Source organism: Aeromonas sp. R10-1 (assembly GCF_040908465.1).
Classification (GTDB): domain Bacteria; phylum Pseudomonadota; class Gammaproteobacteria; order Enterobacterales; family Aeromonadaceae; genus Aeromonas; species Aeromonas caviae.
In genome coordinates, this window is the sequence record NZ_JBFODT010000015.1 from 1 (window position 1) to 18,541 (window position 18,541).

Genomic DNA, 18,541 nt, shown 5'->3' on the forward strand with positions numbered 1-18,541 from the left:
ACACAGATTGCTTGATTCAAATTGTTAAAGAGCGTCACGCTTATCGCGTTGAGGAGGCGCATCTTACGCTCCTCACTTCGAAAGTCAAGCGGTTGTTTTCGCTTTTCTTTCGGCGCTGGCTTCACAAGGAAGCGAGCTCATCAGGTTGGCGTAGTCCGCCATGCTGGTAGGGGCGCATTATAGGGAGCCGCGCCGTGATGACAAGGGCTTTTTCACCGAAAAGAACCGTTCGCTCAGATATACAGCAAAGCGGTTCTATTTCGTTCGCATCACCACCATTATCGGGCGGTCATTGGATTTAAATTGAACATTTGAAAAGCCACTTTATAATTGGCTTTTCAAATGTTCAATTAAGGTTTCATTCATGCACCAGATCCTGGATAGCCGCAAAGAGGAGAGAATCGTTCCTCTGTTCCGCCTCGGGTTTCGGCCTTTCTTCCTGTTTGGCGCCTTGTTCTCGGCTTTGGCGATGCTCGGCTGGCTGGGGCAGCTCAACGGCTGGTTCGCTCTGCCCCGGATTGCCAACCCCATCTGGTGGCATGCACATGAAATGCTGTTCGGCTTTGGTGCCGCCATAGTGGCGGGTTTTCTGCTTACCGCCGTCCAGAACTGGACCGCTCACCCAGGTGTACGCGGTTGGCCGCTGGCACTGGTCGTGGGATTGTGGGCCATCCCGAGAGGCCTGCTCCCCTGGTTTGGAGAAAGCAATGTCACTCTGATGGTCATGGACCTGGCCTGGTTGCCCCTCTGTACGTGGTTCCTCGCCAGACCCATCATAGTAACGCGCCAGTGGCGCAATCTCTTTTTTGTTCCCCTGCTTCTCGTGTTGACCCTGCTCAATGCCGCTTGCTGGCGGTGGCATACCGAATGGCCATTGGTGGAACATATACTGCTTGCAACCGTGCTCCTCTTCACGACCCTGATTGCCGTCATGGGAGGACGTGTCATTCCCTTCTTTACCGCCAGAGGCACTGGGGCGGAAAAAGCACCCCCACTGCCGTGGCTGGAGCGCATTGCCCTCGCGTCTCTGTGGCTCATCCTGCTGCTCTGGTTGGTGCTCCCGACACAGTGGGTCACCGGCATCCAGATGTTCCCTCTATATATAGTGGCGGCAGGGGCTCACCTCTACAGGCAGCTGCGCTGGCGACCCGGAACCACGGTGGCCCAGCCCCTGCTGTGGTCGCTTCACCTGGCATACCTCTTTATCCCACTGGGGCTGACCGCCCTGGCGGCACGCACGGCTGGCTGGCCGATTGCCTTGTCACTGGCCAGCCATCTGTTCAGCGCGGGCAGCATGGGGGCCATGATCCTCGGGATGATAGCCCGTGTATCCCTCGGACACAGTGGCAGAGCCCTGCAGATAGGACGCAGGATCACGGCGGCATTTGCACTGGTCATCCTGTCCGCACTGTTGCGGGTCTTGCTCCCCCTCTTTTGGCCAGACCTCACCCTCACGGGATGGAACCTCAGCGGATGGAGCTGGGTTGCCGCCTACGGTCTCTTTGTCTGGGTCTATACCCCCATGCTGACCAGTCCCAGAGCGGATGGCCGCCCCGGCTAGTCATCGCGTGGCCATGGCCGGATAGTGGATCAGATTGTGGAAGATGGCGGGAGCGACCCCAAGATTGCGATAGCCATGGGGACGATCCGCTGCAAACCGGACGGCCTCACCCTGATCGAGGGAACGCCACGCCCCGTCCACCAGCACCTCCATCACACCGCTGATGACGATGACATGTTCGGTCACCCCGGGTTCATGGGGTTCTGACTCCCGCTGGTAGCCAGGTAGCAGGGTCAGTTCGAACAACTCGAAACCAAAGCGGGCCTCATAGGGGAAAAGCGGGGCAACCTGCATCCCCTCTCCCGCCGGCTGCTGTCGAATATCATCGGCAATACGGTATACCGTCTCTCCCTGCGCCTCTGGTGTCGGCTCAATGAAACTGGAGAAAGAGACCCGAAAACCGGTGGCAATCTTCCACAATGTTGCCACCGTCGGACTGGATTCACCTCGCTCGATCTGTCCCAGCATGGCCTTGCTCACCCCCGTTTCACGGGCGGCCATATCCAGGCTCCATCCTCTTTCAGTGCGCAGCCCTTTCAATCGCTGGGCCAGATAGCGACTCATCTCCTGCATCTGTTCTCCGATTTCTTCGAGCCATATTGTGCGCCATAACGCACAGCGTTATAGTCAAAACCACATTGTACGCAATAGCGCACAAGCTATCAGCATCCACAAGGAAGTTTCCCATGCCCCTAGCCCTCCCCCACATGGTCGCGGGACTCATCGCCGTATTGGTGGGTTACACGAGTTCTGTCGTCTTGATCATCCAGGCTGCCACGGCCGCCGGTGCCGATGCAGCCCAGGTCTCTTCCTGGTTATGGACACTGGGTATCGGCATGGGGGTCAGCTGTATCGGCCTCTCCCTCTATTACCGGATGCCTGTCTTGACGGCCTGGTCTACCCCGGGTGCCGCCCTGCTCATCACCAACCTGGGGAGCTTCAGTCTGGCGGAGGCCATCGGCGCCTTCATCATCTCTTCACTGCTGATCACCCTCTGCGGCATCAGCGGCTGGTTCGACAGGCTGATGCGTCACATTCCCGCCCCCCTGGCGGCCGCCATGCTGGCCGGAGTCTTGCTCAGGTTCGGGCTGGATCTCTTCAAGGTAGCACCGCAAGATCCTCTGCTGCTTGGCACCTTGCTACTGGCTTTCTTGCTGGGTCGCCACCTCTGGCCCCGCTACACCATGGTGCTGGTCCTGGCGGCCGGCATGCAGCTCTGCACCCTGAGGGGCGAGCTGCAACTCAACGAGGTTCACTGGCAACTTTCCACCCCGGTCTGGATCTCGCCAGCCTTTTCCATCGACGCCCTGCTCGGCATCGCACTCCCGCTCTTTCTCGTTACCATGACCTCGCAAAACATGCCGGGCATTGCCATCCTGCGCGCCCACGGCTATCAACCGGCCACTTCTTCCCTGATTGGCTGGACCGGATTCATCGGCGTGCTGCTGGCACCGTTTGGCGGCTATGCCTTCAACCTGGCCGCCATCACTGCAGCCATCTGCATGGGCAAGGAAGTGGATCACGATGTCACTCGACGCTGGCCTGCTGCCGTGTGGGCTGGATGTTTCTACCTGCTCACAGGCTGTTTCGGTGCCACCGTGGTTGCCCTGTTCAGCGCATTCCCTGCGGTGCTGGTCACCTGCGTGGCCGGGCTGGCGCTGCTCGGTACCATAGGCAGCAGCTTGCACAGCGCCTTGCAGCAGGACGAGGAGCGGGAAGCCGCGCTACTGACTTTCCTTGTGACTGCCTCGGGGATCACCCTGCTCGGGGTCGGGTCTGCCTGCTGGGGATTGCTGATCGGAGTGACATTGCATCAAGTCAACCGGCTCCGCGCCTGACCTGACCATCTGGGGAGACTCCAGTGAGACGCAGCACATAATCCTGAGAAGAGCGTTCACATATGAACCTTATTCCTTTCTAGTGAGAAAACGGCGCAGATCCTTCCCGACAAGCGCCGTTGTCAGACTCAATACTGGAGAACGAAGATGAGGAATCAGGCTGTCATTTTGTTACTGGCACTGCTGGGCGCCACCACGACCCAGGCTGCCGACACCGATCGGGAGCTGGCACGCCAGCTCGCGCTGCAGCAGAAGAACCTGCTGCCACTCCTGAACAATCAGGAATACCAGAGCCCGCTGCCCAACCTGCTGCAAAAGGCCAGCCCGCGCCTGAAGCGCCAGGCTCGGGATGCCAACCAGGCGGCCATCCGTCGGCAAGGGCTGGATGGCGAGGTCAGGGAGCTGATGCAACTGCGGCTGGCCAATCCGGATCAGGCGGATGCACTGCAACAAGGGGTTGAGCCACTGGTTGCCTACATACCAAGTGGTGACGAAAAGAGCTGGAGCGCCATCGAGGCGTTCGACAGCGCCGGCAGCCCGATCTATCTCGATGTGAACCAGCCGCCGGCGCGGCCGGTACTGGTGGTGGAGGCCGATCCGGTCAAAGCCAAGAATGCCGGCCTGAAGGTGATGCGAAAGGCGCTGGCTGCCGCCGACATGCAGGTGACGCCCCGTGCCACCAGCAACACCACGCCCCTCAAGACCAGCATTCTCAAGAAGATCAGGCTCAACGATGATCAGGAGCCCTGGCTGCTGGGCGCCGCCGAGGTCTATGCCGTCGTGGCCGGGGTCAATCCTGGCAGGGATGAGCCCGTGGTGGATATCGTCGACATGCCCTATCTCGACTACGACAACACCGACTATACCCCCAACCAGATCCTGGTCTATTGGGATCGCTACCGCTGGGGAGCCGTCGACGTGGTCATGATGGAGCAGGATGACAACGTCAATTACAAGGAGCTGAGCGCCCTCCTGATTGACGCACTCAAACTCGGCTTCACTGCGGGCGGCGTACCCGAGGCCCTGCCCTTCCTCGACCTCGGCGGTCGTATCGTCAAGGCACTCCCGGACTCCTGGATGACCAACAACGACGACTACCTCGACACCTTCTATACCCTGGAGCAGGACCAGAGCTATCACCAGTATCCCGGTGCCGCCGGCAATGCAGTCATCGATCTCGAGCCCAGGGAGATCCAGCCAACCCGGCCCTGACTGTCGCCCAAAACAAAAAGCCAATGAGAAGACTCATTGGCTTTTCTGTATCAGAACCGCGGATCAGGCCTGACCTTTCGGCCTCACACCCAGTGTGTGACAGATGGCGTAGGTCAGCTCGGAGCGGTTCAGGGTATAGAAGTGGAAATCCTTCACCCCTTCCTGACTCAGCACACGCACCTGGTCGATGGCAATGCTGGCTCCCACCATGTTGCGCGTCATCTGATCGTTTTCCAGCCCTTCGAAACGCTGATGCATCCAGCGCGGGATTTTCACATTGGTGAAACCAGCAAACTTGGCCAGGGTCTGGTAGTTGGAGACCGGCAGTATCCCCGGCACGATCTCCGCATCGATACCGATGGCGGCGCAGCGATCCCGAAAACGCAGATAGGTCTCCACATCGAAGAAGAACTGGGTAATGGCCCGGTTGGCACCGGCATCTATCTTGCGCTTGAGGTTCAGCAAGTCGGATTGCGCACTGCGAGCCTCGGGGTGGCCTTCCGGATAGGCGGCGACCGAGATATCGAAATCGGCTTCGGATTTGAGCAGGGCGACCAGGTCGGTGGCATACATGTCAGGCTTGTCGAGGCCGGGAGGCAAGTCTCCGCGCAGGGCCACGATGTGGCGAATGCCGCTGTTCCAGTAGTCACGGGCAATGGTGCGCAACTCGTCACGGCTGGCATCGATACAGGTCAGGTGCGGGGCGGCGATGAGGCCGGTACGCTCCTTGATGTCCTTGATCACCTTGTGAGTGCGGTCCCGGGTGCCCGAATTGGCGCCATAGGTCACAGAGACGAATTTGGGCTCCAGCACCTGCAGGCGCTCGATGGACTGCCAGAGGGTGTTCTCCATCCCTTCGCTGTTGGGCGGGAAAAACTCGAAACTGACCGATATGTCGCCACCCAGATCCGCCAAACTCTGGTTGAGTGCCTCAACCTGACGCGCGCTGTGAAATCCCATCTGCTCTCTCCCTGTCCTGCAACCCATTCCTTCACGCCAAAACGGATGTTTGGACGTCTAAACGTCTTTCTATCTTTATGAGAAAACGGATCAAAGTCAATACCGATTTGTCAGCGACAAGGGGGATTGCCGATTTTTTTATTTTGCAATTCAACCTAAGTAATGAGCGACCCCATCCCAAAATGCTGTCAGGCACGCTATGATGCGGGCGGATCGTCCTGGACGTTCTGAATCTGCGTGTGATTGTTTGGCCGGGTTTCCCGGCCTTTTTTTAACTTCTTTCCCCGCCTGCCGATAAGCAATTCAAGCGTTTGCAGGAGCCCCATCATGGAAGATCACCCCGGTTTTGCCACCGATCTGCTGTTCGATCGCTATCAGGGCGAGGTGACGGATCATGATGCGTTCTGGACCGTGCGCACCCCGGGCTCTCCAGACTACTACTTCGGCAACTACCTGTTGCTGCCCACCCCCCCAAGCGATCGTGACAAGGGCTGGCTCGAGGCCAGTTTCGACAGGCTGATTGGCTGGGATCCCCGTATCCGCCACCGCACCTTCCAGTGGCCCCTCACCGCAGGCCAGAACAGCCGGGTCGCCGGGTTCGTGGCGGCGGGGTACCAATACATGGAGTGCGTGGTACTGGCGCTGGGTGCAATGGAGTGGCAAGCCCCCACCGGCAGCGACATGGCCCCGGCTCGCCCGTTCACCGCGGCGGACTGGGATCAGTGGCTCGCCTTCGAGCTGGCAGAGCGGGATCCAGCCCATTCGGAGGAGCGCTATCTTCCCTATCTCTTGTCACGCCGCCAGCTCTATCAGGCCATGATCGATGACGGGCTCGGACAGTGGTGGGGGTTATGGCACCAGGATCAACTGGTTGCCAGCTGCGGACTCTTCTTCACCGGCACCCTGGGACGCTTTCAACTGGTGCGCACGCACGCAGAGTGGCGAAACCGGGGGCTTTGTCGTCTGTTGCTGAGCCAGGTCGCACGCCAAGGACTGGCACGGGCCAGTTCGCTCATCATAGTGGCAGACGAGCACTATCACGCCCAGCGGGTCTATCGCACTCTGGGTTTCGTGCCGGTGGCCCGTATCGGCAGCCTGTGCCGCTGGCCACGGGAATGACAGGTCATCACGCAGATGCAAAACGGGAGGCCAAGGCCTCCCGTTTTGCATGGTGAACCATCAGGGCTGTGCCCCCTCCAGTTCGCTGGCGAGCGCCTCCTCCACTTCGGCAGGAGGCGCTGGAGCGACGGCTCCGGACACCGGTGCTGACGGAGGCTGGGTCGCGCTTGCTCCGGAGGGCGCTTGTCCATCCGGCACCACAGGCGCAGCAGGTTCGGTCCCGATGGCACCCGACACAGGGACGGTAGGCACGCTCGCCTCACACTGACACTCTTGTCCCTTGCCCTGGTTGCCCTGATGGGGGGCATACCACCCTTTCAACCCCTGTTCCAGGCGATCGGCCGCCGCCTTGGGTGCCACGGTTCCCAGCAATACCTGCTGGCTCACCTCGGCCAGTTCATCCCCGAGCTTGGGAGTGCCGCGGGAGAGGATCTGGGTGGCAACCCGGATGGTGGAATCGCACTGATCCCGCCACTCCATCATCTCTCTGGCCGCCGGATTGGTGGCTTCAAAGAAGTGGTTGGAGAGCGAGAAGAAGCCGGGCAGCGAGTTGGTATAGAGCTCGGCAAACTGGGGAGTGGTCAGCCACTGCAGGAAGGTCATGGCGGCCTCCTTGTTCTTGCTGGCCGGATTCATCCCCATACCGATATCGGTGTGATCGGTGAAGAAACAGCCATCCCCCTGCTTTGCCACGGGCGGGCGCATGACACCGAAGTCCACCTTGCCGGTGAAGGGGGCAATCTCCCAGGATCCCGCCGCATAGAAGGCAGCCTTGCCCGAGGTGAACAGCTCGTTGGTGGTGGCGTAGTCGCGGCTCTCGCCCCCCTCCCCCAGGTAGTCACGCCAGCGGGCCAGCTCCTCGAACACCTTGACGTATTGCGGGTTGTTGAAGCGCTCCTGGCCCCCGATCAGCGCCAATCGACCATCCTCCCCCTTCCAGTAGTTGGGGCCTATGTTCTGGAAACCGAGCTCGGAGGCAACCCAGCTCTCCGAGCCGCTCACGGCGAGGGGAACATAGCGACCATCCGCCTTCACCTTGTCCAAGGCCGCGAAGAATGCCTCGCGGGTCTGGGGTACCGTCAGCCCCAGCTCACTGAATATCTTCTTGTTGTAGAAGAAGCCATGAATCACCGATGCCATGGGTACGCAGAACGTCTGGGCGCCACTGTCGGTCTGCCAGGGGGATTGGGCAAAGCTCGGGAAGTTCTCCATCCCCGCCATCTCGCTCAGCTCCACCAGATGGCCCGCCTTGAACAGGGCCAGGGAGTCGTCAAACGGGCGACAAGTGATGAGATCCCCCGCCTTGCCCGCCTTGAGGCTGGCCCAGAGGGTCGGCATGTACTCGACGTTCTGCACCCCGTTGAATTTCACCTGAATACCCGGGTGGGCGGCCTCGAAAGCAGGAATGATCTTCTGTTCCCACAAGGCCTTGTCATCAATGCGCCAGCTCTCTATCACCAGCTCGCTGGCCATCAGCTGACCACACAACAGGAGACTCAGGGCCCCGATCCACTTGTTAGCCATAAGTCCTCCTACACCTTGAAATGGGCGATCAATTGCTGCTGCTTGGCGACCAGATCCGCCAGCACCTCACTGCTGCTGGCCGATTCCCGCGCCTCCCGCTCGGTCTCGTAAGCCACATCCGCAATGCCGGCGACATGACGGGCAACCCCCTGACTCACGGAGATCTGTTCCTGGGCGGCATGAGCCACCTGATCCGCCATCGCCTTGATGGCACTCATCCGCTCGGCAATGGATTGCAGTGCCTCGTCCATCACCCGGGTCTGGGCCACGCAATCCTGGGTCTGCTCCTGGCTGCGTGCCATCACGGCCACCACGTGCTTGCTGGAACTTTGCAGGTTCTCGATCATGGCCTGGATCTCCTCGGTCGAGGTCTGGGTCCGGTTCGCCAGTGCCCGCACCTCGTCCGCCACCACCGCGAAGCCGCGACCGGCGTCCCCCGCCCGGGCCGCCTCGATGGCCGCGTTCAGCGCCAGCAGGTTGGTCTGCTCGGCGATGCTGCGGATCACGTCGAGGATGCTGCCGATGTTGTCGCTGAATTCCCCCAGCTTGTGGGTGATACCGACCGCCTCTTCCATGGCTCCCGCCAGTTGTTCGGTGATCTGGCGCGTAGTCGCCACTTGTTTGCGTCCGGCGCGGGCCTCTTCGTCCGCCAGGTCCACCTCGCGCTTGGTGCCGTCGGTGGAGCGCGCCACCTCAGTCGCACTCACCTCCAGCTCTGTGATGGCGGCAGCCACCTGATCGGTCTGGCTTTTCTGATCCTGTACCCGTGACATGGCCCGCTCGCTTATCTCGGCGGCGCGGCTCGCCTCGTCCACCAGATGGCGCGAGCCGGCATTGATCTGGGCGAGCAGTTCGCCAGTCTTGTCTGCCAGGGTGTTGATGGAGCGGGTCAGGCTGCCAAACTCGCAGCGGCTCTGGTAGTCGATGCGCCGGGTCATGTCACCCGTGGCCATGCGATCCAACTCCCGATCGATGAGTTGCAGCGGACGCTGGATGCTGCGGGCCGTGGTGTAACCGATGAGGAGCGCGGCGGCCGCGGAGATGGCCGACACGATCAGGATCCAGGCGCTGGCGCTGCTGACGGCGTCATCCGCCCCGACCCGGCTCGCGCTGGCAATGCTGCCCGCCGATTTGGCCATCTCGTCCAGCAGCGCCAGGCTGTTGACCAGACTGGTGTCGAGTTGCTGGTTCAGGGACTGCAGTGAGGCCGCCAGTTGCTGGCCATTGCGCATGGTCGCCAACAACCCTTTCGGGCCGAGGGCCAGCTCCTGCATCCGATCGAGGTTGACGATGAAACGCTGCCTCACGTCATCGGGCACCTGCACCCGTTCGAGCCGTTTGCGTGCCATCTCGATATCCTTGCCAAGCACCTTCTCCAATTCATTGAGATCGGTCTTGGCATCGGCCCGGCGGATGTTTTTCAGATCCCGGGCAATGCCGGAGGTGATGAGTTCGGCCTTGTTGCGCATGGAGCGTTTGCTCGCGGTCTGCTGCAGCAACAGATCGGCGGCCCACTGGTAGGTATCTTCCAGCCGGATGAACGCCAGCTCCAGTTCATGGCGCCGATCGAGTGCGGCCACCCACTGACCGTGCTGGGTCAGCACCTGATCCGCCAACCCGTAGAACTCGCGGGTCGCCCCGTCGACCTGGCGAAACCGCTCGCTCGCCTCGGCCACCCCGTCAAACCGGGCCATCTCCTTGCTCTGGGCCAGGAAACGCTCCTGCTGCGCCTTGAACTGGCTGGCCAGTTGCGGCAACTGGGCCGCCTCCTCGCTGGTTCTGTAGGTGAGCACCCAGCGGTTGCTGTCCTGCAGTGCGCCCTTGAGCCCGGCGACTGCGATCACCAGGGGGGTGGCACGATCAGAAACCTGGGAGAGCCCCTCGTTGATCCCCCGGATCTTCAGAATACTGATGAAGCCGAGCAGAACCAGCAACAACAGCATCAGCACGAAGCCGGCGATGATCCGCTGCACAATAGATAAACCCATGGAGGCATCCTCACTCGTTGGGGAAAGGGGTGAATGCCGAGGTTATCGGCAGCGGGGTGCAATGGAATAGCGGTTCATGACGCGATGGCGGGCCAGATCACAGTTGGCGTGACATGGCAGGCAGAAAAGGGCCCGAACAGAGCCGGGCCAAAGAGACATGCTTGGTTGTCATGGCCGTGCATCGGCCACGTTTGTCATCAGAAGCGGTAGCCGACGCCGAACATGAAGGCCACCGGATCGATGGAGGTGTTGATGGTGCCCACGGCGGTATGCACATCGGTATCGATGTCGATGAGCCAGGCGGAGGCGTTGACGAACCAGCGGTCATTGATCGCCATGTCCAGGCCCACCTGACCCGCCATCCCCCAGGAGGAGTCCACGCTCACATCCGTCCCGGCCAGGGCTCCGCGCCCTTCCTCGTCGAAGAAGGTGGTGTAGTTGATACCGGCCCCCACATAGGGGCGCACCTTGCTGTTGGCATCACCGAAGTAGTACTGCGCCATCAGGGTCGGCGGCAGGTGTTTGACCTTGGCGACCTCACCCAGGCCGGCAGTCGACACCGAGTGGGAGAAGGGGGTCGCGGCCAGCAGCTCGACACCCCAGTTGTCCGTCAACATGTAGGAGAGGGTCAGGCCAAGCTGCATGTTGCTGTCGATCTCCAGCTCGCCCGTCCCCAGCACGTTGTCACTGCTGGTCTGGGGAGAGACGAACGCCAGGCCACCACGGACCAGGATGTCACCGGCCTGATGTGCCATGGCGACGGGGGAAGCAAAAGCGGCTGCGATTAACAGAGGAAGGATCTTTTTCATCACATTATTCCTTTTTTGTTTTCTTTCTATGTTGCAAGCCCGAAAACTATAAAAGGATGTGAATGGCCGGTTATTGATTTAGCTCAATAGTTATCAAGAAATAGATAGATGTACACGGCAGCTTTGATTGGACAATCAAACCGCAGATGAAAATAAAAAGTCATTCAAATACATGATGATGCCTTAAATTACCGCATCAGCATGAAATGTAAAATACCAATTAAATACACCTTAAACACCTTCATATCACCTTTCAATTGTTGTTTAATTATGCCCCGGGGCGTATTTTATTAATGCGATGTAACCACGCTGTAATTTGAATTTTATGAAACCACAGACACGCAAAGACAAAATTCTCGGCATTCTTGCCGCCATCTGGGGGATAGGTTCCTTCCTCTTCATTCTGCTGGGTTTCCTGTTCGCCCTCGCCTTCCTGATGCTGACACACTGAGTTTGCCGGACGAGTCCCTCTTTTCTCCCTCTCATCCCTGGCCGGGCGCCAGACCGGCGCACCTCGCCCACCGGCCAACAAAAAAGGGGCCTTGGCCCCTTTTTCTCGAGTGACGCTTATTTCTCCAGTAAAGGAGCGAGGAAGCGCGCCGTGTGGGACTCCTTGCAACGGCTCATCTCCTCAGGCGTACCCGTCACCAGGATGCGGCCACCACCAGCGCCCCCTTCCGGGCCCAGATCAACGATCCAGTCCGCGGTTTTGATGACGTCCAGGTTGTGCTCGATGATGACGATGGTGTTGCCCCGATCCCGCAGTTGGTGCAGTACCTTGAGCAACTGCTGGATATCGTGGAAGTGCAGCCCCGTGGTCGGTTCGTCCAGGATGTAGAGGGTCTGGCCGGTGTCCCGCTTGGAGAGCTCCCGCGCCAGCTTGACCCGCTGCGCCTCGCCGCCAGAGAGCGTGGTAGCGGACTGACCGAGCCGGATGTAGGAGAGGCCCACGTCCATCAGGGTCTGCAGCTTGCGCGCCACCGCCGGCACCGGATCGAAGAAGGCACGGGCATCTTCCACCGTCATCTCGAGGATTTCGTGGATGTTCTTGCCCTTGTACTTCACCTCCAGGGTCTCGCGGTTGTAGCGCTTGCCCTTGCAGACGTCGCACGGCACGTAGACGTCCGGCAGGAAGTGCATCTCCACCTTGATGACCCCGTCCCCCTGGCACGCCTCGCAGCGTCCCCCCTTCACGTTGAAGGAGAAGCGGCCCGGCTGGTAGCCACGGGAACGCGCCTCCTGGGTGCCGGAGAGCAGCTCGCGGATCGGGGTGAACAGGCCGGTGTAGGTGGCAGGGTTGGAGCGCGGGGTGCGGCCGATGGGGCTCTGGTCGATATCCACCACCTTGTCCAGATGCTCCAGCCCCTCGACGCTGCGATAGGGCGCAGGTGTGGACTCGGTGGCCTTGTTGAGCTCGCGGTGGGCGATGCGGAACAGGGTGTCGTTGATCAGAGTCGACTTGCCGGAACCGGAGACGCCGGTGACGCAGGTCATCACTCCGATGGGCAGATCCAGGTTGACGTTGCGCAGGTTGTTGCCGCTCGCCCCTTTCAATTTCAGCCACTTGCCGGTGAGCGGGGTGCGCTCGGCCGGGATGGCGATCTGCTTGCGCCCGGAGAGGTAGTCACCGGTCAGGGACTCGGGGTTCGCGATGATCTCCTCCGGCGTCCCCTGGGCGACGATGGCACCGCCGTGCACGCCAGCCCCCGGACCGATGTCGAGCACATGGTCGGCGAGGCGAATGGCATCCTCATCGTGCTCCACCACGATCACGGTGTTGCCGAGATCACGCAGGTGAGTCAGGGTCTTGAGCAGCCGCTCGTTGTCACGCTGATGCAGACCGATGGAGGGCTCATCCAGCACGTACATGACCCCCACCAGGCCAGCCCCGATCTGGCTGGCCAGCCGGATCCGCTGCGCCTCGCCACCGGAGAGGGTCTCGGCGCTGCGCGACAGGCTCAGATAGTTGAGGCCGACGTTCACCAGGAAGCCGAGCCGCTCGACGATTTCCTTGAGGATCTTGTCCGCTATCTGGGCACGCTGACCGGACAGGTTCAACCCTTCGAAGAAGGCCAGGGCATCGCCGATGGATTGCTCGGCGATGGCGGGCAGGTTGCGATTGTCCACGAAGACGTGGCGGGCTTCTTCCCGCAGTCGGCTGCCACCGCAACTGGTACAGGACTTGTTGGCGATGTATTTGGCCAGCTCTTCCCGCACCGCGTTGGATTCGGTCTCCCGGTAGCGGCGCTCCATGTTGTGCAGGATCCCCTCGAACGGGTGCTTGCGCACCACCACGTCGCCGCGGTCATTCATGTAGCGGAACTCGATCTCGGTGCGCCCGGAACCACGCAGGATCACCTCCTGGGTCTTGAGCGGCAGATCCTCCCAGGGGGTCTCCAGGTCGAACTTGTAGTGATCGGCCAGGGATTTGAGCATCTGGAAGTAGTAGAAGCTGCGCTTGTCCCAACCACGGATGGCGCCGCCGGCCAGGCTCTGGCCCGGATCATGGATGAGCTTGGCGGGATCGAAATACTGCTGCACCCCGAGACCGTCACAGGTGGGGCAGGCCCCCGCCGGGTTGTTGAAGGAGAAGATCCGGGGCTCCAGCTCCGACATGGAGTAACCGCACTCGGGGCAGGCGAAGTTGGCGGAGAAGGTCATGGGGGCAACCCCATCCTCCCCGTCCATCGGCACCACCAGCACGATGCCGCCGGAGAGAGTCAACGCCGTTTCGAACGATTCGGCCAGGCGCAGGGCCAGGTCATCGCGCACCTTGAAGCGATCCACCACCACCTCGATGGTGTGCTTCTTGTGCAGCTCCAGGGCAGGAGGATCCGACAGATCGCACACCTCGCCGTCGATGCGGGCGCGGATGTAACCCTGGGCCGCCAGGTTCTCCAGCAGCTTGGTGTGCTCCCCCTTGCGGTTGCGCACCACGGGGGCCAGCAGCATCAGCTTGGCGCCTTCGGGCTGGGCAAGCACCTGATCCACCATCTGGCTGATGGTCTGGGCCGCGAGCGGAATGGCGTGGGTCGGGCAGCGTGGCTCACCGACCCGGGCGAACAGCAGCCGCAGGTAGTCGTAAATCTCGGTGATGGTGCCAACCGTCGAGCGCGGGTTGTGGGAGGTGGACTTCTGCTCGATGGAGATGGCTGGCGACAGCCCCTCGATGTGGTCCACGTCCGGCTTCTCCATCAGGGAGAGGAACTGGCGGGCATAGGCGGAGAGCGATTCCACATAGCGGCGCTGCCCCTCGGCATAGAGGGTATCGAACGCCAGGGAGGATTTGCCCGAACCGGACAGGCCGGTGACCACGATCAGCTTGTCACGTGGCAGGATCAGGTTGATGTTCTTGAGGTTGTGGGTGCGGGCACCCCGGATCACGATTTTTTCCATCTTGTTGCGCGCTCGATACGGGAACCAGAGCGGGCCAGTATGGCATAGAGACTACTGGATGAATAGACAGTCTTTCCTTCCGTACCCCTTCCTCAGAGATACTCCTTGGCCCAGCTCACCGCCTGCAACCGGTTCTTGACGTTCAGCTTCTTGAAGACGTTGTAGAGATGGGATTTGACGGTGTGTTCGCTCACGAACAGGCTGTCGGCGATCTCGGTGTTGGAGGCCCCCGTCATCAGGTGACGCACAATCTCCTGCTCGCGGGCGGTCAGCAGCGTCTGCTGACGCTGAGGTTGCCCGCTCCCCTTGCGGTAGTAGTCCACCAGGTCGCAGAGCAGGTGGCGCGGGATCCAGTACTCCCCCTGCAACACCTTGCGGATACCGAAGACCAGCCTGTCCAGCGTGTCCTGACGAAAGAAGAGCCCGCTGGTATGGGGCCACATCAGCAGCAGCTCTTTGTTGGTGCTGGTCGGGGCATTGAGCAACACGGCACTGGCCTCGCCAAAGCGCTGGCAGATGGCATTGCTCCAAAGCTCCTGCTGGGTCGACTTGAGGTAGTCCAGATCGATCAGCAGCAAGGTTTTGGGGGTGCCCTCTGCAACGTCTGGCAGGTCATTCAGCTCCCCCACCAGCAAGATGGGCAGACCAAGCTCTTCACTGAGGTGACGCTGGAAACGGGAGGCTTGTGCGTTATTTTCGGTGATCAGCACCAGGAGGGAGTCGGGCGTCATCAAGAGAACTTCCTTGCACATTCGAGTCGGGGCTTTTTGGCAAGGAAGAGTACCAATCCCCCTCCCGGCTGCAGCATTAAAAAAGTATTAGACGCATCGGTGGCTCCTTTGAAGCCCAGCAATTTTCCAGCCAATACAATTGGCTAGCACGCCCCCCCCATTTGGGGGGTCAAGTAGTGCCGGTGCGCACCATAACAGCTCCGCCCTCTTCACGCAGCCTGCCCCAGCCGCCTCCCCTTGCTGGTGGCACCTTACCTCGGGTAAGTTACTCAGGCTGTGGCGATCCATTGACGCCACAGTGGCAGGGAAGATGTGCGCTCATGCCCGTCAACTGGTACTATGGCGGCCAAACGCTGCGGCCGATCCATGACGCCTCTGCCGGCAAGCTCCGGCGCAGCCAGGACACTGAAGAGAGATGACACCCGTCCAGGGCGCGCATCTCGTTGCAAACAAACGCATTATTGAATGGGCCCAGGCATCTGGCCTGGCCGGTATACATAAGGGTGGAAGAGAGATTATGGCCAGTCGAGGCATCAACAAAGTCATTCTGATCGGTAACCTGGGGCAAGACCCGGAAGTGCGCTACATGCCGAGCGGCGGTGCCGTGACTAACATCACCCTGGCCACCTCCGATACCTGGCGCGACAAGCAGACCGGTGAGCAGAAAGAGCGCACCGAATGGCACCGTGTCGTCTTCATGGGCAAGCTGGCCGAAGTGGCCGGCGAGTACCTGAAGAAGGGCTCCCAGGTCTATGTGGAAGGCAAGCTCCAGACCCGTAAATGGCAGGATCAGAGCGGCCAGGAGCGCTACACCACCGAGGTGCTGGTCGACAGCTTCACCGGTGTGATGCAGATGCTGGGTGGCCGTCCGCAGGGCGGTGGCCAGGGCATGGGCGGCCAGTCATCCCAGGGCAACTGGGGCCAGCCGCAACAGGCTGCACCGCAACAGAACATGCAACGTCCTGCTGCCCCGCAGCAGAACATGCAACCGCAAGGCGGTTACGGCCGTCCGGCCCAGCAGCCGCAATCCGCCCCGCCGGTCTACAACGAACCGCCGATGGATTTCGACGACGATATTCCGTTCTGATCCCCTGCGGCAGGCCCTGATTCATCAGGGCCTTTTTTTACCTGTTTCTGACGCATTCACCTCCCCCGACGACCATGTTGCTGCCACTTTCCCGCGCTTTACGTCCCCTTCGTCCAGGCTTGTGGCTATCATCGAGACGATTTCTCCCTTCGGGAACCTGCATGAACCACTTGAGTCGTCTGCTGTGCCTCGCCCTGCTGATGTTCGGCAGCCACCTTGCCGCGGAGCCGCTGCGGGTGGGAGTCAGCTTTGCCATTCCTCCCTATGTCATCAGCCACGAAGACAGGGGCATCGAACTCGATCTCATGCGAGAGGCCTTCGCAGGCAGCCCCCATGAGCTGCAGGTCGTCTATCTTCCCCTGGAGCGCACCTTCAGGATGCTGGAGGAAGGCAAGCTGGACGCCATCATCAACGTCAAACCCGGCATGCTGGAAAGCGCCTACCTCTCACAGCCGGTGATCACCTTCCACAACCGGGTCTTTACCCTGGCGCCGACGGCAGTCCACACCATGAAGGATTTGCAGACCCTGCGCGTCAGTGCCTTCCAGCGTGCACGGCAGATCCTGGGAACGACCTTCTCCGACATCGTCGACCAGAATCCCCGTTATGAAGAGGTGGCGAGGCAGGAGGGACAGGTACAGCGGCTCCTGCTCGGGCGCACCGATGCCGTGATCCTGGAACAGCGGGTGTTCTACTACTATCTGGCGCAGTTGCTCGGGGATGACCAGGAGGGCGACCGCTATCCCAAGGACAAGGTCAGACAGCACGACCTCTTCCCCCCGACTCACTACCACTTCGCCTTTCGCGAGGCGGGCCACCGGCAATGGTTCGACAGACAGCTCGCCAAGATGAAGGCGGACGGGCGCTATGAGCGGATTTTTGCCGCCTATGGCACCACCTCTACTGCCGGAGACAAAAAAGCCAGCCCATGATGGACTGGCTTGATACCGGCTCCGGGGAGCCGCAGTGGATGGAGCGTTACTTCATCGCGCTGCCGTTTTTCAGCTCTGCTTTCTGACGTTTGGCTTCGCGTTTCTCTTTCAGTGACATCTGCGGTTTTTTCTTGGCATCTTTGCCGTGATGCTGTTCTTTGTTGCTCATCATCAGACTCCAAAAAGGTTACCTGGACAGTTGGAACGGGTGTTCCAGCATGTCAGCCGAATCGTGGATTTCAGTACGCCAACAGTGACGATCGGGGATCGCACTGGCCTCAGCATACTCCCAATCTTCCGCCGGGATCCAGCCTCCCGGCAACGCCTGTCAGCCAGGCATTCCCGTAGCGTGCTCCCCCCGGAAATGACGACCGGGCGACACTTTTGGCATCCGGGGACGGATGGTCAGCCTGTCTCCGATGGATGTGTGTTAGGGTGGGCATTCAACGATCGCAGGAGCGCGTCATGAAGAAGCTGGAAATGAAAGATCTGACCGAGGCCGAGAAAGCCGAGATTGCCCTGCTGGTGCAAAAGGCCCAGGCCAATGCCGATCACACCCTGACCAACGGGGAGCGCAACAAGATCCGCGAGGCAGGACGCCAGAAGATCGCCGCCGATCGCGCCCAGGCCGCCAAGGCGGCATCCGCACTGGCGCGGGAGAAAGCCAAGGAGCGAGCCAGTGCCCAAGTACTGCCCGACACCTTCAACTGGTCCGATTCCGTCAGCAACAAATACCGTGGCAGACGGTAACGGCAGCATGAATGCACGCAGAAGACTCTGCTGAAAAAAAAGCGGCTGGCAGAGCGTGATGTCATTCCCCTGAAAAGGGCAGCAGGAGGCGCCTGGCAGCAGACGCACATCCGGATAAAACGCCGATCCAGCCATCACCGTCAGAAATGAATACCAAGATAAAGATTGCCATGACGGGATGTGCGTGTTCTAATCGTTTTCGATGGTTCGGTAGTTCAGACCTGATTATGTTAGGCAGTCATCTTAAAGCAGTGATTTGTGCAGGCAGTTATCCACGATAATTCTTGCCAGATAATTCTCCTTCTTTAGTGCTCCCCATACGTATTTCTGACGAAAAATCATGGATTGCCACCCTAATGGCGTTTCACTAATCACTATTCAAGGAAATTATCATGTCCAACAAAATGACTGGTACCGTAAAGTTCTTCAACGCCGAGAAAGGCTTCGGTTTCATCTCCCCGGCTGACGGCAGCAAAGACGTGTTCGTTCACTTCTCCGCCATCCAGTCCAACGGTTTCAAAACCCTGGAAGAAGGTCAGCGCGTTGAGTTCACCATCGAGCAAGGCCAGAAAGGCCCGGCTGCTGCCAACGTTACTGGCCTGTAATTCACGCCCGAGCCGCCTTCCGTTTATCG

17 protein-coding genes are annotated in these 18,541 nt (G+C 60.3%); 9 read left to right on the plus strand and 8 right to left on the minus strand.

Going from position 1 to position 18,541, the window contains the following annotated elements:
• Positions 1-364 precede the first annotated feature (364 nt).
• On the plus strand, positions 365-1,561 hold the full coding sequence (locus tag AB5Y93_RS06305; protein ID WP_368229001.1) for an NnrS family protein: 1,197 nt from the start codon (positions 365-367) through the stop codon (positions 1,559-1,561).
• On the opposite strand, the gene AB5Y93_RS06310 is transcribed toward AB5Y93_RS06305, so the two are convergent.
• Positions 1,562-2,134: a helix-turn-helix domain-containing protein gene (locus tag AB5Y93_RS06310; RefSeq protein WP_201902277.1), complete on the minus strand. Its 573-nt coding sequence runs from the start codon at positions 2,132-2,134 to the stop codon at positions 1,562-1,564. It lies immediately after the preceding gene.
• Between the two features lie 113 nt (positions 2,135-2,247).
• On the opposite strand from AB5Y93_RS06310, the gene AB5Y93_RS06315 reads away from it, so the two are divergent.
• Both AB5Y93_RS06315 and AB5Y93_RS06320 read left to right on the plus strand, forming a co-directional pair.
• Positions 2,248-3,399: a benzoate/H(+) symporter BenE family transporter gene (locus AB5Y93_RS06315; protein ID WP_368229002.1), complete on the plus strand. Its 1,152-nt coding sequence runs from the start codon at positions 2,248-2,250 to the stop codon at positions 3,397-3,399.
• Positions 3,400-3,546: 147 nt separating this feature from the next.
• Positions 3,547-4,611 carry a DUF3103 family protein gene (locus AB5Y93_RS06320; RefSeq protein WP_183149010.1) on the plus strand — a complete coding sequence of 355 codons (1,065 nt, stop codon included), beginning with the start codon at positions 3,547-3,549 and terminating at the stop codon, positions 4,609-4,611.
• A 63-nt stretch (positions 4,612-4,674) separates the two neighbouring features.
• Here the strand turns inward: AB5Y93_RS06320 and metF are convergent, their stop codons facing one another.
• Entirely contained in the window at positions 4,675-5,571 is an 897-nt protein-coding gene (gene metF / locus AB5Y93_RS06325) for a methylenetetrahydrofolate reductase (RefSeq protein ID WP_010674220.1), read from the minus strand.
• A 327-nt stretch (positions 5,572-5,898) separates the two neighbouring features.
• Between metF and AB5Y93_RS06330 the strand changes: the two genes are divergently transcribed.
• Complete coding sequence (locus AB5Y93_RS06330; RefSeq protein ID WP_368229004.1) at positions 5,899-6,690, plus strand: GNAT family N-acetyltransferase; 792 nt, start codon at positions 5,899-5,901, stop codon at positions 6,688-6,690.
• Positions 6,691-6,750: 60 nt separating this feature from the next.
• On the opposite strand, the gene AB5Y93_RS06335 is transcribed toward AB5Y93_RS06330, so the two are convergent.
• From AB5Y93_RS06335 to AB5Y93_RS06345, 3 genes are all read right to left on the minus strand, one after another.
• Positions 6,751-8,214 carry an extracellular solute-binding protein gene (locus AB5Y93_RS06335; RefSeq protein WP_368229006.1) on the minus strand — a complete coding sequence of 488 codons (1,464 nt, stop codon included), beginning with the start codon at positions 8,212-8,214 and terminating at the stop codon, positions 6,751-6,753.
• Positions 8,215-8,222: 8 nt separating this feature from the next.
• Positions 8,223-10,202 carry a methyl-accepting chemotaxis protein gene (locus AB5Y93_RS06340; RefSeq protein ID WP_039040116.1) on the minus strand — a complete coding sequence of 660 codons (1,980 nt, stop codon included), beginning with the start codon at positions 10,200-10,202 and terminating at the stop codon, positions 8,223-8,225.
• Positions 10,203-10,399: 197 nt separating this feature from the next.
• Entirely contained in the window at positions 10,400-11,011 is a 612-nt protein-coding gene (locus tag AB5Y93_RS06345; RefSeq protein WP_010674216.1) for an OmpW family outer membrane protein, read from the minus strand.
• Between the two features lie 325 nt (positions 11,012-11,336).
• On the opposite strand from AB5Y93_RS06345, the gene AB5Y93_RS06350 reads away from it, so the two are divergent.
• Positions 11,337-11,462, plus strand: a complete 126-nt coding sequence (locus AB5Y93_RS06350) for a hypothetical protein (RefSeq protein ID WP_010674215.1) — start codon at positions 11,337-11,339, stop codon at positions 11,460-11,462.
• A gap of 116 nt (positions 11,463-11,578) precedes the next feature.
• On the opposite strand, the gene uvrA is transcribed toward AB5Y93_RS06350, so the two are convergent.
• Both uvrA and AB5Y93_RS06360 read right to left on the minus strand, forming a co-directional pair.
• A complete protein-coding gene (gene uvrA / locus AB5Y93_RS06355; RefSeq protein WP_039040117.1) occupies positions 11,579-14,407 on the minus strand; it encodes an excinuclease ABC subunit UvrA in 2,829 nt (942 codons plus the stop codon).
• Positions 14,408-14,499: 92 nt separating this feature from the next.
• On the minus strand, positions 14,500-15,138 hold the full coding sequence (locus tag AB5Y93_RS06360; protein ID WP_199767272.1) for a LuxR C-terminal-related transcriptional regulator: 639 nt from the start codon (positions 15,136-15,138) through the stop codon (positions 14,500-14,502).
• A 517-nt stretch (positions 15,139-15,655) separates the two neighbouring features.
• Here AB5Y93_RS06360 and AB5Y93_RS06365 point away from each other — a divergent pair.
• Entirely contained in the window at positions 15,656-16,225 is a 570-nt protein-coding gene (locus AB5Y93_RS06365) for a single-stranded DNA-binding protein (RefSeq protein WP_010674212.1), read from the plus strand.
• A gap of 161 nt (positions 16,226-16,386) precedes the next feature.
• Entirely contained in the window at positions 16,387-17,157 is a 771-nt protein-coding gene (locus AB5Y93_RS06370) for an ABC transporter substrate-binding protein (protein WP_128296910.1), read from the plus strand.
• 46 nt (positions 17,158-17,203) lie between these two features.
• Here the strand turns inward: AB5Y93_RS06370 and AB5Y93_RS06375 are convergent, their stop codons facing one another.
• Positions 17,204-17,326 (minus strand): hypothetical protein, encoded by a 123-nt coding sequence (locus tag AB5Y93_RS06375; RefSeq protein ID WP_010675895.1) that lies wholly within the window; start codon positions 17,324-17,326, stop codon positions 17,204-17,206.
• Between the two features lie 296 nt (positions 17,327-17,622).
• On the opposite strand from AB5Y93_RS06375, the gene yjbD reads away from it, so the two are divergent.
• Both yjbD and AB5Y93_RS06385 read left to right on the plus strand, forming a co-directional pair.
• Entirely contained in the window at positions 17,623-17,907 is a 285-nt protein-coding gene (gene yjbD, locus AB5Y93_RS06380; protein WP_042879473.1) for a DUF3811 domain-containing protein, read from the plus strand.
• A 392-nt stretch (positions 17,908-18,299) separates the two neighbouring features.
• Positions 18,300-18,512, plus strand: coding sequence for an RNA chaperone/antiterminator CspA (locus AB5Y93_RS06385; protein ID WP_042078672.1), 213 nt, complete (start codon positions 18,300-18,302; stop codon positions 18,510-18,512).
• The last annotated feature ends 29 nt before the right edge of the window (positions 18,513-18,541 follow it).